A 15,477-nucleotide genomic window follows, 5' to 3' on the forward strand; every position below is an offset into this window, starting at 1 on the left:
GGTGATGACGCCTTGCCGCCGGAAGTGGAGATTCGCCTTCCAAGAATTCCCGGTGTAGATGTATGGGTATGGCCCGGTTTATGGGTCGATCGTGGGCTGCCCGCATGTTCCCCGGTCGGCGCCCACGGAGTCGGCGGCGGGAGCGCCCGGAGGTGGCGGGCCGGCGCTTTCGATCGTGGCTGAACGTCCGCAGCGTCGCCGGGCAGGTCTTCATCCTCCAGCTGGTGATCGTGCTGCTGCTCGGCGCGGCGGCCACCATCGCCCTGGTGCTCCAGGTGCGGCACGACGCCATCGAGGAGGCCCGCGGCCGGTCCGTCGCGGTCGCCGAGTCCTTCGCCAACTCCCCCGGGATCGTCCAGGCGCTGCACAGCCCCGATCCCACCAAGGTGCTCCAGCCGAAGGCCGAGGCCGCCCGGAAGAGCTCCGGGCTCGACTTCGTCGTGGTGGTGACCCGGGAGGGCATCCGGCTCACCCACCCCAAGCCCGACCGGATCGGCAAGCACTTCATCGGCACCATCGGCCCGCCGCTGCGGGGTCACCCCATCACCGAGAGCGGCCCCGGGACCCTCGGCCAGGCCATGCAGGCGGTCGTCCCGGTCTTCGACCGCCATCACAAGGTCATCGGCCTGGTGGGGGCGGGGATCACCATCCAGAAGGTGAGCGGGCTCGCCAACCGCCAGCTGCCGCTCCTCGTCGGCGCCGTCTCCGCCTCGCTCGTCCTCGCCACCGGCGGCACCGCGCTGGTGAGCAAGCGATTGCGGCGTCAGACCCGTGGCCTGGACCCGGTCGAGATGACGCGGATGTACGAGCACCATGACGCGGTGCTGCACTCGGTGCGCGAGGGCGTGCTGATCGTGGGCGGCGACGGGCGGCTGGTGCTGGCCAACGACGAGGCGTCCCGGCTGCTGGACCTGCCGCCGCGGCCGGAGGGGCGGCTGGTCGACGACCTGGGCCTGGAACCCCATGTGGCCGACGTCCTGGCGGCCGGGCGCGATGTCACCGACGAGGTGCTGGTGGCCGGGGACCGGCTGCTGGCCATCAACAACCGGCTGACCGACCGCGACGGCGGCCCGCCGGGCAGCGTCGCCACCCTGCGCGACTCCACCGAGCTGCGCGCCCTCTCCGGCCGTGCCGAAGTGGCCCAGAAGCGGCTCAAGCTGCTCTACGACGCCAGCGTGGAGATCGGCACCACGCTCGATGTCGCCAGGACCGCGGAGGAGCTGGCACAGGTGGCGGTGGACCGCTTCGCCGACTTCGTCACGGTCGACCTGGCGGAGCCCGTGGCGCGCGGCGAGGAGCCGCTGGCGATGGGCGGTGTCGAGATGCGCCGGGAGGCGGCGCACGGCATCCGGCCCAACCACCCCTTCTATCCGGTCGGCAAGGTGTTCTCGTTCGTTCCGTCCTCGCCCCAGGCGTTCGGCCTGAGCGGGGGCGAGCCGGTCGTGGAGGCCGACCTCTCCGAGGCCGCGGGCTGGCAGGCCCAGGACGCCGAGCAGACCGCCCAGATCCTCGAATACGGCGTCCGGTCGCTGGTCACCGTGCCGCTGCGGGCCCGGGGCGTGTTGCTGGGCGTGGTCAACTTCTGGCGGATGAAGCAGCGCGAGCCCTTCGAGCAGGAAGAGGTGTCCCTGGCCGAGGAGCTCGCCTCGCACGCCGCGGTCTGCATCGACAACGCCCGCCGCTACACCCGTGAGCACACCATGGCGGTGACCCTCCAGCACAGCCTGCTGCCGCGCGCCCTGCCCAGCCAGAGCGCCCTGGACGTGGCCTTCCGCTATCTCCCTGCGGAGTCGGGGGTGGGGGGTGACTGGTTCGATGTCATTCCGTTGCCGGGGGCGCGGGTGGCGTTGGTGGTGGGGGATGTGGTGGGGCATGGTCTGCATGCGGCGGCCACGATGGGGCGGTTGCGGACGGCGGTGCACAACTTCTCCACGCTCGATCTCCCGCCGGATGAGATCCTTTCCCACCTTGACGATCTGATCGCGCGGATCGACCAGGACGAGGGTCCGGGCGGGCCGGACGGCGACGGCAGCAGTGGCGGCGGTGGCAGTGAGGGCATCACGGGGGCGACGTGTCTGTACGCGATCTACGATCCGGTGACGCGGCGTTGCACGATGGCGCGGGCCGGTCATCCGCCGCCCGCGCTGGTGCGTCCGGACGGTTCGGTGGAGTTCCTTGACCTGCCCGCGGGGCCGTTGCTGGGCCTCGGCGGGCTGCCGTTCGAGACCGCCGAGGTGGAGCTGGCCCAGGGCAGCCATCTCGTCCTCTATACGGACGGGCTCATCGAGGACCGCCGCCGGGAGATCGACACCGGTCTGGAGATGCTGCGCCGAGCCCTGTCCCACCCCGGCCGGACCCCCGACCAGATCTGCACCGAGGTGCTGGACGCGCTGCTGCCCAGCAATCCGAGCGATGACATCGCCCTGATCGTCGCCCGGACCCAGGTCGTGGGCGCCGACCGGGTGGCCTCCTGGGAGGTGCCGTCCGACCCCGCCGCGGTGTCCGGGGTGCGTGCCGAGGTCATGCGGAAGCTGGCGGAGTGGGGGCTGGACGAGGCCGCGTTCACCGCCGAGCTGGTGCTCAGCGAGCTGATCACCAACGCCATCCGGCACGCCACCGGCCCGATCCGGGTGCAGGTCCTCCGTGACCGCGCGCTGATCTGCGAGGTCTCCGACACCAGCAGCACCTCCCCACATCTGCGGTACGCGGCGACGACGGACGAGGGCGGCCGGGGGCTGTTCCTGGTCGCCCAGTTCGCCGATCGCTGGGGCACCCGCTACACCGCGGACGGCAAGGTCATCTGGGCGGAGCTGGCGATTCCGTAGCGTCGCCGGGGCCGACGGCGGTGGCGCAAGAGGGTAGGGGCAAGAGAGCGGGCAAGAGGCGGCGCAAGAGCCGGGGCATAAGGCGGAGCAAAAGGTGGCGTAAAAGGCGGGCGTAAAAGTCGCGCGCAAAAGGTGGCGTAAAGGGGGCGACGTCATATGCGTCCGGAACATGACGCTGCACAGCGCCTCGATTTGACGGGCCGTCATGATCTGTGTGCGGGGAGGGCCCGGTCAAACTGACGTGACTCTACTAACATGTGGCGCCCACGGCTTGATGTCCGCGTGGTCCAGTCAAAAACCCTCAACGCGCCCATGAGGACCTGATAGATGTCAGCACACATATCCAGCCATCCGTACAAAGGGCCTTCGGTGACGCGCGGGGCCCTGACCGTCCCCCTGCTGGCAGCCGTCGTCGCCGCCGGAGCGGGACTGTGGGTGACCACCGCGGTGCCATCCGCCCAGCGCGCCTTCGTCGCCGTCTTCTGCGCCGCCGCCGCCGTGGCGATCGGGGTGGCGCTCGCCGTCGCCGCCAGCCGTTCGCGGACCATCGGCCGTCTCCAGGAGCGGGTCACCTCGCTGGAGACCGCGGCCGCCGCGCAGGAGATCGAGGCCACCCGGCTCGCCGAGGAAACGATTCCGTCCGCGGTGCGGCAATTGCGCGAGGGCGGCTCGGCGGAAACCGTGATCACCCGCATGGAGCGGCCCACCAGCCGCGGCCATCAGTATCTGCTCCGGACCCTGCTGCGCGAGATCGGCGACGGTGAGCGGATGCGCGCCTCCGCGATGGCCGCGTGCGCCAACGCCGCGGGCCGCGTCCAGGCGCTGGCCACCAGCATGCTGGCCGACCTCAGGGAGATGGAGAACCGCCACGACGAGACGGTCCTCGGCGATCTGCTGAAGCTGGACCACACCACTGCCCAGGCGGGCCGTATCGCGGACAGCATCGCGGTGCTGACCGGTGCCCGCTCCGGGCGCCGCTGGACCAGGCCGATCGTCATGGAGTCCGTACTGCGCGGTGCGATCGGCCGGATCAGCGCCTTCCAGCGGGTGCGGGTCCACTCGACCAGCAACGCCGCGGTGGCCGGTTACGCGGCCGAGGGCGTCATGCACGCCCTCGCCGAGCTGATGGACAACGCCGCCAGCTTCTCGCCTCCCACCGAGGAGGTGCACGTGTACGTCGAGGAGACGCACGCGGGCGTCGTGGTGACCGTCGAGGACGGCGGCCTGGTGATGGGCCCGGCCGCCCTGGACCGCGCCCAGCAGGCGGTCTCCTCCGAGAGCCTGGACCTGATGAGCCTGTCCGGCACCCGGCTCGGCCTCGCGGTCGTCGGCTGTCTGGCCCGTAAGCACGGGCTCACCGTCTCCTTCCGGCCGTCCGCGCGGGGCGGCACCGGCGTCGTGGTCCTGATCCCGCAGCAGCTGGTCACCCACGTCAACCAGGACGCCGTCGTCCTCGACTCGCCGGGCAGCGTCCGCACCGGGTACCCCCGGCAGACGCCCGCCGCGTCCACCGCCACGAGCGCGTCCACCGCCACGGTCGCGCCCGCCCCGGCCGACTCCCCGCCCACGTCCACGTCCACGGCCACGCCCGCGTCGACGGAGACCGCCCCGTCCACGGCCCCCTCGGCGGAGCCCTCCGCACAGCCCTCACGGGTCAACGGGCTGCCCAAGCGGCGCCGCGGCGAGACGCTGGCCGCCGCCACCCGCGCCGCCGCCCAGGCGGCCGAGGCGGAACCCAAGTCCAAGACCAGCCGTCCACGACCCGAGGAGGCCGGAGCCCGCTTCGGCGCCTTCCGCCAGGCAGCCCGCGGTGCTTCTGCCGCCGGTGCCCCGTGTGACACCGAGCCTTCGGTATCCGCAGATCACACCGAGTCCGCCGAGTCCGCCGAGCCTGCCGAGAACGACAAGCCGTGACAGAAGGAACGCCGATGAACACCACCGACCGCAGCTTGGACTGGCTGTTGGAGAACCTGCTGGAGAAGACCCCGGGCTCGCGGCACGCCCTGGTGCTGTCACGGGACGGCCTCAAACTGTGCCTCTCCTCCGGGTTGTCCGTGGACCAGGCCGATCAGCTGGCGGCCATCGCGTCGGGCATCCAGAGCCTCGCCCACGGCGCGTCCATCGAGTTCGGCGACGGAAGCGGCGGCGTACGACAGTCGATGACGGAGTTCCACGGGGGAATTCTGTTCATCGTCGAGGCCGGCGAAGGCGCCCACCTCGCCGTGGTGGCCCTCGATGACGCCGATGTCGGCATCATCGGCCACAACATGAACGAGCTGGTCGAGCAGATCGGCGACCATCTGCGGGCCGCTCCACGAGTGGAAGCGGGCAGCAGCGGCGGCGGGGCGAAGGCATGATCCGAGGGCCACTGGACAAGGAGGGTCCTGACCGGCTGTACACCGTCACCGGCGGCCGCAGCCGGGCCGACGAGAGCCGGTTCGACATGGTCACGCTGATCGTCAGCGAAAGCGATCCCACCCCGGGGATGCAGTCCGAGCACGTCAAGATTCTGCGGATGTGCCGCCGCCCCCTGTCGGTCGTGGAGATCTCCTCGTATCTGGAACTGCCCGTCAGCGTGGTCAAGATCCTGCTGTGCGATCTGCTGGACACCGGCCGGATCACCGCGCGCCATCCGCATGCGGCCCGCTCCGGCGGCAGTCTGCCCGGGCCCGAAACCCTGAAGAAGGTGCTCGTTGCACTCCAGAATCTCTGAGACCACCGTCAGCACCCCGCTCCCCGGCGGCGCCGGGCACGCCCCGCTGCGGGAGAGCGCGAGCAACGGTCTGAAGATCGTGATCGTCGGCGGGTTCGGCGTCGGCAAGACGACGATGGTGCAGACCGTCAGCGAGATCCGCCCGCTCAGCACCGAGGAGACGATGACGCAGGCGGGCATCGGCATCGACGACGCCTCGTTCGTGCGCCACAAGACCACCACCACGGTGGCCTTCGACTTCGGCCGGATCAGCCTGGACGAACAGATGGTGCTCTATCTGTTCGGCGCGCCGGGCCAGGAGCGGTTCTGGTTCCTGTGGGACCGGCTGTTCTCCGGGACCCTGGGCGCGGTCGTCCTGGTGGACACCAACCGGCTCGCCGACTCCTGGTACGCGCTGGACCGGCTGGAGCACCATGGCACCCCGTTCATCGTGGCCCGCAACAACTTCACCGAGCCGCAGCACACGCTGGAGGAGGTGCGGGAGGCCCTTGACCTCCCGCCCGAGGTCCCGATGATCGAATGCGACGCCCGCAAGCGCGACTCCAGCAAGGCCGTACTGGTCGCGCTCGCCCGCTACCTCTACTCCCTGTCCACCAACGGCGCCGCCGGGGAGACCACCGCGTGACCACCCCTGACCCCATGCCCCCGCCGGACGCCCTGCCCGGGGCCGCGCCCCAGCCGGTCTTCCCGTCGGCCCCCGCGCCGTCCGAAGGGGTGGTGCCGCCCGGGTCGGTGTCGCTGGACTACCAGCGGTTCCGGGACGAACCGATGGAGCTCTACCGCGAGTTGCGCCGGGACCACGGCCCGGTCGTGCCCGTCCTGCTGGACGGCACGATCCCCGTCTGGACGGTGCTGGGCTACCGCGAGGTGGTCCGGGTCACCACCGACCCCAATCTGTTCGCCCGTGACTCCCGCCGCTGGCACTCCTGGCATCTGGTGCCGCCCGACTGGGAGTTGACGACCTTCGTCGGCTACCGCCCGACCATGCTGTTCAGTGAGGGCGCCGACCACCAGCGGCGGTCCGAGGCGGTCTGCGACGGCCTGGCGTCGGTGGACCAGTTCGAGCTGCGCGCACAGTGCGAGCGCGTCGCCGACCAGCTGATCGACACCTTCGCGGGCAGCGGCCGGGCCGATCTGGTGGCCGAGTACGCCAGCCAGATCCCGCTGCGGGTGGTGACCCGGCTCTACGGCCTGGACGACACCGAATCCGCCGCCCTCCAGGACGATTCGCTCCGCCTCACCGGGAATGACGCCCCCATCGCCCTGCAGAGGATGCAGACCCGGATGGAGGCGCTGATCAAGCGGGTCCGGGAGAACCCCGACCAGACCAACGTCGCCGCCCATCTGGTGTCCCACCCCGCCGGGCTCACCGACGACGAGATCATCAACGATCTGCTCGGCTCCATCTACGCCGTCCAGCAGCCCACCAGCGACCTGATCGGCAACGCCCTCCGGCTGATGCTGACGGACGAGCGGTTCGCCATCACCTTCTCCGGCGGCCGCCGCAGCGTCGGCCAGGCGCTCAACGAGGTGCTGTGGGAGGACACCCCGGTCCCGTTCTGGATCGGCCGCTGGGCCGCCGAGGACACCATGCTCGGCGGACGCCGCATCAGAAAGGGCGACTGCCTGATGCTGGGCCTCGCCGCGGCCAACGCCGACCCCGACGTCCGCCCGGACTTCCAGTCCGGCGCCGGTGGCAACCAGGCCCATATGGCCTTCAGCCACGGCAAACACGGCTGCCCCCCGGCCGCCCGCGAGATCGCCGAGGTCATCGCCACCGCCGCCGTCGAGGTCCTCCTCGACCGCCTCCCGGACGTCACCCTCTCCGTACCCGAGGACGCCCTCGAATGGCGCGTCACCTTGATGATGCGCGGCGTCTCCGCCCTCCCCGTCAAATTCACCCCGGCCCACCTGCACTGACCCTTCGTTCCCCGGTGGGCGCCGTGCCACCGGGGGGGCCGGGACGGCCGCGCCGGGTTCAACGCCGCCTGCGGTCCGTTCGGCATCGTGGCGGGTGAGGCAATGGGCTTCGCCCGTTGTCGTAGTCGGCTGCCAGGGTGTTGGCATGGACAACATGTACCGGATTCACGTCGTGCACGCGGCGGCCTCAGGCGGGCCGGTGCGATTGCGGGTGCTGCTCGTTCATCATGAGCCATGGTGGGACCAGACCAGGCTGTTGCCGTACGACTCCGGGTTCTTCCTGCAGGTGCTGCGGGAAGCGGCGGACGGCGAGGCCGGCCGACCCCGGGGGCCGTTGGCCGGGGAGGTCAGTGAGGCGCAAGCGCTGGACGCCGCATTCGTCCACGCCAACGCCCACCGCTTCATCGAGCGCGTCGAACCGGTGGCTCTGCGCCATCACCCTGTTGACGACGCCCTGGCCGTGTACTACCGCAACGCCTACGACACCCTTGATCACCTGTACTACGCGGGGACGTTCAACGGCGGCTACCGTCCTGGGGAACACCGCCCGTTGGAAGAACGTCTCGTCCAGGCGGAGTACGACATCTGGCCCACCGACCCGCGCTGGACACAGACCCTCCGAACCGGCCAGTGCTGGGGCACCGGCGCATGGGGCCCGATCTCCGAAGCCGAAGCCTCGGTACGTCTCGGCTGGCTGCTGTGGGACGACGACCCCGACGGCGCCGCAGCCGCGTTCCGGCACGCCATCGAACTCGAACACGGCGATCCCTACGCCAAAGTGAAGGCCCGTCTGGAACTGGACGTCCTACTGACCGGCCAGGACAAGTACACGGAACAAGATCAAGATTCGAACGTTCCTCTGGAGTTGGCCTTTCGACTGCACGCCGAAGGACGCGAGGAGGAAGCCCGAGCGGCCTACGCGGAGGCGGTCTTCCGAGGCGACTTCTCCATAGGTGACATTTTCCTCGGCGGTGCTTCAGCCATCGCCGAAGCACGCCAACGGGCGGGAATGGAGAGCCCAGCCGAATACGGATACCGCTCGGCACGAGCGGGTGACCTGTCACGGGCAGCGGCGGAGCTGCGCAAGATCTACGACGACGGTTCGGCCCAGGTGGCCACCTTCGCGCTGGCCCTCTTGGAAGGGGACTTCGACCGGGCCGATGAGATCTCGGGAGGAAGCCTCGCGGGGGACCTGGCGCGAACATGGATGGGCCAGTTCGCGATGGACCTGGCCTTCGTGCACGCCCGCGCCGGGAACACCGGCACGGCCCGCCTTCTGGCGGATCTGGCCGATGAGGGGCACGACAGCGGACCTTTCCGGTACGCCTTGGCCAGCGGCTCGGCCCGCCCGGCGGAGCTGGCCATGGAGATGGGGACCGCGCTGGTCGACAAGATCGTCAATCCAGCGTGGGACGACGGCATCGAAGCCATCGTCGACGTGGCATGCGAGTACCTCCCCGAGTTGGCGGCGTACGCGTGTCGTGCCCAGGCCACCTGCGAGTCCGTGCATGGACAGGAGGAGAACGCCGCCCGTTGGAGGAAGCGGCTGACGGACCTGGAGCCCACCGGCCCCTCCTGATTCCCCCAACCCGAGGATGCGCCTCGCGGTGCTTGGAGGACGCGCGGATAGGCGGGGCGGCGTCGACCGCATAGTGTCCATGGTGGCGCTGCCCAACCTCGCAGGCGTGATAGCCGCGCTGCGCCCCGGTGGGCGCCTGGTGACCACGCTCGCCCGTATGAACGTGATCGTCACGGCCGACAAGGACGCGGACGGCGGCGCGAGCGGGGTCGTCGAGTGGGGCCGGGCCGGGCTCATGGGCACCCGCACCGGTGCCGACTACCCGCCGGGGACGGAGGAGCCGTTCGCGGCCGTACGGGACCGCGAGGGCGAGCAGGTGATCGAGGGCCGCTATCCGGTGCTCGATGTCGCGGAGGCGTGGGACGTGCGCGCCATGCTCGAGCTCGCCGTGCCCGGCGTCGAGGCCCACTACGAGGAGCGCGGCGAGCAGCGCACGGCATGGCTCGTGCGCCCCGACGGCTCGTGGGCGTGCGCTTCTGCGATGTGGATCGACCCGCCCACCGTCCACCAGGGCGGTCCGCGGCGCCTGTGGACGGTGCTCGAACGCATCCGGCACCGGTTGAACGCCGAGGGCGGCCTACCGATCTACGGCAGCCGCGTGCACATCACGCCCGACGGCGTGTGTCACTTCACGCGCGGCAAGTGGTCGGCCTCCTACGGCTGAGCTCCCTCGACCGGCGGGGGCAATGATTAGCCGAGTGTGATCGGCCAGGGGCTGAAGGCCGGGGAGAGAGAAGAGGAGCGTGCTGGACCTTCCTTCCCCTCGTGAGGAAGGTCCGGCAAACTCTGCGCCCCGTTTTTCCTAATGCGCTGTCGCGCGCATTAAGTAACGGGTGTCACACTAGCGAGGGGCGTGTACGCCGTGCAATGGGTTACCGGGCGTTCCGCGTCCCGGATGTCGTGAAGATCTGGTGCTCACGAGGGTGGAGGGGCCGTAGAGTCGGCGCGTCATGACAGAGCGACCACCGCATGGGTCGGCTCGCCCCGGGGGGCGTACGGCCCGGACTCGGGCCGCCGTGTTGGCGGCCGCGTACGAGGAGCTCGACCGCGACTCGTTCGCCGCGCTCACCCTCGACCGGCTCGCGCGGCGGTCGGGGGTGCATGTGTCGACCATCCGGCGGCGCTGGCGCACCGTGGAGGGGGTGGTCGTCGATCTGCTGGCCGAGCGCAGTTCGACGCTGCCCACTCCGGACACCGGGGACTTCCGGCGGGACCTGAGCGAACTCACCCAGGCCATCGCGGACTTCAACAACACGATGCGCAACCGCAACCTCATGCAGGGCCTGATCGCGGCGGCCGCGCACGACCCCCGGGTCGAGGACATCCTGCGCACCGCGTTCGTACGGCGGACCGAGGAGGTGACCCTGATCGTGCGGAACGCGGTCGAGCGCGGGGACATCCCCGAGGCTACCGACGCCTGGGAGGTCATCGCCACGCTGGGGGCGCCCCTGTACTACCGGGTGCTCATCCTGCGCGGGGCGATCGATGAGCGGCTGGTGCAGACCACCGTCGAGACCACGTATCAGGCGGCCAGGGCCGGGGTGTTCGTGCGGGAGGCGGGGTGATGGCGCCCCTCGGCCCGTAGGACCCGTAGAGCCCGTAGAGCCCGTCGGGTTCCCGTCGGGTTCCGTAGGCCCCGCGGGTTCCGGGGGCGAGGGGCGCCATCGGCCCGGGTTCAGGAGGACGCGCCGCGCGCCTTGAGCATGTCGGCCATCAGCTGGATCTCCGACTGCTGGCCCTGGACCATCGTCCGCGCGAGATGCTTCTCGGTCGGGTCCTTGACCAGCTCGACCGCCCCCTTCGCCATCCCGACGCCGCCCTTGTGATGGGCGGTCATCAGCTTGAGGTAGAGCACCTCGGCCGTCTTGCCCTTGGCCTTGCGCAACGCGTCGAGCTGGCTGTTGGTGGCCATGCCCGGCATCAGCGAGCCGTCGTGCGGCTTGTACGTGGACCCCATGCCCTTCATCGAGCCGTGGTCCATGCCCTCCATGCCCTCCATGCCGTCCGACGACGCGTGCTTCATCCACGTCATCGGCGGGTCCTCGGACGTCTTGCCCAGCCCCCACATGTCCAGCCAGCCCTGCAACATCCCGGCCTGGGTGGCCTGGGTGCTGGCGATGTCGAACGCCAGCCGCCGCACCTCGTCGTCACCGGTGCGGTCGCGCACGATGAACGACATCTCCACCGCCTGCTGATGGTGGACGGACATATCGCGGGCGAAACCGGCCTCGGCGGAGGTGTCCTCCGGCGTCCCCGGGTCCGTCGAGCCCTCCGAGCGGTCGCTCGTCAGCCACACCACCGCCACCGCCACCAGCGTCAGCAGGGCGAGGGCGGCGGCGATCCCCGCCACCAGCGGCTGGCGGGCGGCGCGGCCGACGGCGGTCCCTTCGCTCACGAAGACTTCCCGTTGGTGCAGTAGGCGCCGGGCTCGGGCGTCTGCTTGCCCTGGACGAACTTCTTGAAGAACGCCGCCACCCGCGGGTCGGACGCCTTCTCGACGTCGAGCTGATTGCCCCAGGCGTTGAGGACGATCGGCGAGTCCTGGTCCTGGTAGGGGCTCATCAACGAGTACGGGGTCTTCTTGACCCGCGCCGAGAGGGCGGCGATGTCCTCCTTCGACGCCTTGTCGGTGTACGTCACCCACACCGCGCCGTGCTCCAGCGAGTGCACCGCGTTCTCCTTGGTCAGCGGCTTGGTGTAGACATCGCCGTTGCAGTTCTGCCAGACCTGGTTGTGGTCGCCGCCGACCGGCGGCGACATCGCGTACTTCACCGTGCCCTGGACATGCGTCCGGCCCAGGTTCTTCCAGGTCCTCATGCCCTTGAACTCACCGGTCTTCACCACCGACGAGGTGACCTTGGCCTCCTTCTTCTCCTTCTTGTCGCCCGCGTCGACGAGGAAGTAGCCCCCGACGGCCAGCCCGGCGACGATCACCGTGACCGAGGTGATGGTGATGATCCGGTACCGGCGCTCGCGCGCCTTCTCGGCGCGGCGCAACTCCTCTATCTTCGCGCGGCGGTCGGCCGCGCCCTTCGTCTTCGATCCCTTGGAACCCATGGCTGTCCTCAACCTCGCAATTGGCGCAGTTCGCGCTCGTTCGCACACTGGATGGGTGGAGCGGTGCATCGCGGTGACCGGCGTCGGCCTAGGTCCGAAGTACTTGGAGTTGATGGAGGCCGAGGCCGCGGACGGGACGGTCCGGCGGCGCCCGGGCGGGGTCCGGGCTCCGGGAGCCGCCCGGCGGCGGAACCTCGCCGAGGGAGGGCGGGGGTACGGGCGTGGGCACCAGGGCCTGGACCACTCTCCGGGGGCCCGCGACACAGTCGTCGCTTCCGCTGCCGGAGCCGGTGGTGTCGAACGGCCGGTGCCCCGGAGCCGGATACGTGACCGGCTCCTCGTGCGGGGGCTGGGCAGACGCGGTCTCCGCCGGGCGGTGCGGGCACCTCGTCGACAGGGCGCCGGGCCCGGCGGCGGGATGGACGCACGAGGGCGCCACCCACAGCGCCGCGGCGAGCAGCAGCACGGCACGGCAGAGGACGGAGGGCACGGTGCCGCGCACCGGGTCCCTCCGTATCTGGCCCCTCTGTATGTGGCCCCTCCGTTTGCGGGCCTCTCCGCCGCGCTGCCCACTGCCCATCGCGCCAGATCGTAACCACTGTGACTGCCGCGGCTGAATGGGTCCAAGGCGGAACGCGGCAAACGCCTGGTGGCGGAACGCGGCAAACGCCGGTCAGTAGACGCCCTCGATCACGACCTCGTCGTCGAACATCGCCACCGGCCCCACATCGGCCACCGAATCCCCGACCGCGCCCTCCGGCGCCGGGACGCGGATCGCCAGATCGCGCTCCAGGTTGTTCGGCAGCAGAGCGGACTTGCTGACGTGGTTCATCACCACCCGGCCGCGCTCGCCGTACGCCACCGGCGCCCCGCTCACCGGGTCCACCACCGAGAAGGTGACGAACGGCGTACGCGGATCGAAGACACACGGCTCGTCCGGGCCGAGCCCCAGCCGCTCGGTGGCACCGCCGAGGATCATGGTGTTGCCGTAGGTGCCGTACAGCTCACAGCCGGGGAAGACCTCGGTGCGCAGCAGATCGCGGGTGTCGGCGTCCATATGGGCGCCGCCCCACATGATGCCCCTGACCTTCTCCCCGATCAGCTCGATGAGGTCATCGTGCCGGGCCAGCCGCTCCAGCAGCGGCGGGGTGGTCATCAGCACCCCGATGTCCTGGGTGCGCAGGACGTGCGCCGCCTGCTCCACCAGGTGGTTCACATAGGCGTCGGTCTCCTCGGCCTTCCCGGCGGAGATCAGCTTCTTGACCCACCGCGGATCCATGTCGACGCGGAACATCAGCCCACCGTGCCGGGCCGCCGTGGCCGCGACCATCTCGCCGACCATATGGGGGCCGCTGGGGGCGATGGCGAGCCAGTCCGCCCCGCGCGGGATGCCGAGCCCGTCGAGGTCGGCGCTCAGCCCGTGGGCGAGGCGGTCCAGCCAGTCGCGCAGACACACGATCCGCTTGGGCGCGCCGGTGGTGCCGCCGCTTTCGAAGACCCCGACGATCCGGGCGTCGGCCCCGTACCCCTGGGGGATCAGATCGCGCACCGGCACCTCGCGCAACTCGCCGGTGACATGGGGGAAGAGCGCGAGATCGGCGACGCCCCTGACGTCCCGCCGCGGATCGAAGTGCAGCGTCTCCGCCTTCCGCAGCCAGAACGGGGAGCCGGTGTCCGGGCCGAAGTGCCACTCCATGGCGGCGCGGATGTACTCATCGGGGTCGGGGCGCTCGTCGAAGGGGATGTCGAGCACCGAAAGGGACGCTGTCGGCACGGGATGCTCCTCGCGGATGGCGGCGGTGGACTCAGCGGCGGTGGGACCCAGCGGTGGAAGCTCATGGGGTCGGTCAGCCGCGGATGACGGCCTTCGTGCGCATCAGGAACTCGCCGAGATACGCGTCGTGCGGGATGCCCGGGGCGATCCAGTGGGTGGGATGGCCGCCGATGTAGAGGTTCTTGATGGACGGCTCGGCGAGCAGCCCGTCCAGCAGCGCCTCGTCCCCGGTGACCGCCGTGACCACCAGGCTGTCCCGGAGCGCGGCGACCCCCGCCTCCCGCGTCCAGGGGGCCACCCAGACGCAGGGGAACGACAGCTCCACGCCCAGCCGCGGGTCCAGCGGATCGTCGAGCTGGAGGACGGCGGGGCGCAGGGCCGCGCTGCCGTCGCCGAGGTCGTCCACCACGCCGTCGCCGCCCAGCCACGCCCGGGCGCCCGCGGCCTTGCCGAGCAGCAGGCGTTCGAAGCCGCGCGCGACCTCGAGCGGATGGACCGGCAGCACCGCCTTCTCGTCCTGCGGCGGCAGGCTGGGGAGGGCGGCGAGCCGTTCCGCCAGCGCCTCGGCGACCGGCGCCGGATCGCCCTCGACGAGGACGGCGGTGGCGTTGACACACGCGGTGCCGCCGTGGCGGGCGATGGAGTCGACCATCACATCGAGGTGGTCGCGCCACTCCCGGTCGGCGGTGATCAGGATCTTGGAGCGGCCGGGCCCGTTGGGCAGTACGGCCGGATCGGCGGCGTAGCGGTCGATGACCTCCTGCCCGCCGTAGACCATGGAGAGGTCCGCACCGTGCAGGATCTCCCCGGCCGCGTCGTGGTCGGTGGGCAGCAGCACCACCTGATCCGTCCCGAAACCCGCCTCGCGCAGGGCGCTGACCAGCCGGTACGGGGTGAGTGGTTCACGGCGGGAGGGGCGTACCGCCACCCGGTAGCCCAGCGCCAGCGCCTCCAGCCACAGGGCGTGCACGGCGGGGTGGTTGCCCGCGGCGTGCACCGCGAAGACATCGCCGCGCCGGATCCACACCGCGGTGCCGCTCCGGGCGTACGGATCGCGCCAATCGCCCACCGCCCCCACCGGGCGGGCCGCCTGGACGCTGCGGTACGCCTCGGTGGCGCTGAGCCGTATCGCCTCCACGGCGATCCGCACATTGGCGAGCGGGGTGCCCGACATCCGGCACACCGCGCCCTCGTACGCCTCGGCGGACATCCCGGCCACGGTGCCGGTGGCGAACAGCTCCCCCGCCCGCTTCAGCGCGGCCAGCCGCTCCTCCAGCGGCGGGGTGTCGGCGGCGCGCAGCGCGGCCAGCGCCCGGGTAACGAACAGCCGGGGGACCAGGGAGAGTTCGGCCATCGGCGCGCCGGTGACATCGTGGACGGTGAGGCGGTGGCGGGAGCGGTAGGGCCCCTTGGGCCCCAGCGCGTCCAGCGCGTCCGGGGCATCCGGGGCATCCGGGACGGCCAGGCTGTCCGGGGCGTTGGCGGGCTGGGACACGCTGACTCCTTCGCGGGTGCGGGACACACCGGCTCCTCGGCGGGCGCGGCGGGAAAAAGGGTGAACCAGACCAATCCCACGGCGCCGACGGGACGGAGTCAATTGGCCCAAAGG

The 15,477-nt window shown here is 70.9% G+C and carries 14 protein-coding genes; 9 read left to right on the plus strand and 5 right to left on the minus strand.

Annotated elements, in window-relative coordinates; translation table 11 throughout:
- Positions 1-68: 68 nt before the first annotated feature.
- The 9 genes from VT50_RS08255 (at position 69) to VT50_RS08295 (ending at position 10,602) form a co-directional block, all read left to right on the plus strand.
- The gene (locus VT50_RS08255; protein WP_075200478.1) at positions 69-2,825 is read left to right on the plus strand and encodes a SpoIIE family protein phosphatase; all 2,757 of its coding nucleotides are present in this window, start codon (positions 69-71) and stop codon (positions 2,823-2,825) included.
- Positions 2,826-3,152: 327 nt separating this feature from the next.
- Positions 3,153-4,739 carry an ATP-binding protein gene (locus tag VT50_RS08260; RefSeq protein ID WP_046088855.1) on the plus strand — a complete coding sequence of 529 codons (1,587 nt, stop codon included), beginning with the start codon at positions 3,153-3,155 and terminating at the stop codon, positions 4,737-4,739.
- Between the two features lie 14 nt (positions 4,740-4,753).
- Positions 4,754-5,182, plus strand: a complete 429-nt coding sequence (locus VT50_RS08265) for a roadblock/LC7 domain-containing protein (RefSeq protein WP_046088856.1) — start codon at positions 4,754-4,756, stop codon at positions 5,180-5,182.
- A complete protein-coding gene (locus VT50_RS08270; RefSeq protein WP_046088857.1) occupies positions 5,179-5,538 on the plus strand; it encodes a DUF742 domain-containing protein in 360 nt (119 codons plus the stop codon). Before VT50_RS08265 ends, VT50_RS08270 begins: the two co-directional genes overlap by 4 nt.
- Positions 5,519-6,163 (plus strand): GTP-binding protein, encoded by a 645-nt coding sequence (locus tag VT50_RS08275; protein WP_420822173.1) that lies wholly within the window; start codon positions 5,519-5,521, stop codon positions 6,161-6,163. The genes VT50_RS08270 and VT50_RS08275 overlap by 20 nt, the downstream gene beginning before the upstream one ends.
- Positions 6,160-7,458 (plus strand): cytochrome P450, encoded by a 1,299-nt coding sequence (locus VT50_RS08280; protein ID WP_107424753.1) that lies wholly within the window; start codon positions 6,160-6,162, stop codon positions 7,456-7,458. Before VT50_RS08275 ends, VT50_RS08280 begins: the two co-directional genes overlap by 4 nt.
- 145 nt (positions 7,459-7,603) lie before the next feature.
- Complete coding sequence (locus VT50_RS08285; protein WP_046088859.1) at positions 7,604-9,037, plus strand: hypothetical protein; 1,434 nt, start codon at positions 7,604-7,606, stop codon at positions 9,035-9,037.
- A gap of 82 nt (positions 9,038-9,119) precedes the next feature.
- A complete protein-coding gene (locus VT50_RS08290) occupies positions 9,120-9,701 on the plus strand; it encodes a methyltransferase domain-containing protein (protein ID WP_206269369.1) in 582 nt (193 codons plus the stop codon).
- Positions 9,702-10,053: 352 nt separating this feature from the next.
- Positions 10,054-10,602: a TetR-like C-terminal domain-containing protein gene (locus VT50_RS08295; RefSeq protein WP_240529085.1), complete on the plus strand. Its 549-nt coding sequence runs from the start codon at positions 10,054-10,056 to the stop codon at positions 10,600-10,602.
- Between the two features lie 110 nt (positions 10,603-10,712).
- Here VT50_RS08295 and VT50_RS08300 read toward each other — a convergent pair whose 3' ends face one another.
- The 5 genes from VT50_RS08300 to VT50_RS08320 all read right to left on the minus strand — a co-directional run bounded on the left by VT50_RS08300 (position 10,713) and on the right by VT50_RS08320 (position 15,363).
- Entirely contained in the window at positions 10,713-11,432 is a 720-nt protein-coding gene (locus VT50_RS08300; RefSeq protein ID WP_046088861.1) for a DUF305 domain-containing protein, read from the minus strand.
- A complete protein-coding gene (locus tag VT50_RS08305) occupies positions 11,429-12,094 on the minus strand; it encodes a DUF3105 domain-containing protein (protein WP_046088862.1) in 666 nt (221 codons plus the stop codon). Before VT50_RS08305 ends, VT50_RS08300 begins: the two co-directional genes overlap by 4 nt.
- 88 nt (positions 12,095-12,182) lie before the next feature.
- Positions 12,183-12,596: a hypothetical protein gene (locus VT50_RS08310; RefSeq protein ID WP_046088863.1), complete on the minus strand. Its 414-nt coding sequence runs from the start codon at positions 12,594-12,596 to the stop codon at positions 12,183-12,185.
- 171 nt (positions 12,597-12,767) lie between these two features.
- Positions 12,768-13,868 (minus strand): phenylacetate--CoA ligase family protein, encoded by a 1,101-nt coding sequence (locus VT50_RS08315; protein ID WP_046088864.1) that lies wholly within the window; start codon positions 13,866-13,868, stop codon positions 12,768-12,770.
- A 73-nt stretch (positions 13,869-13,941) separates the two neighbouring features.
- Entirely contained in the window at positions 13,942-15,363 is a 1,422-nt protein-coding gene (locus VT50_RS08320; protein WP_420822174.1) for an aldehyde dehydrogenase family protein, read from the minus strand.
- Positions 15,364-15,477 lie beyond the last annotated feature (114 nt).

The organism is Streptomyces antioxidans, assembly GCF_000968685.2.
Lineage (GTDB): Bacteria > Actinomycetota > Actinomycetes > Streptomycetales > Streptomycetaceae > Streptomyces > Streptomyces antioxidans.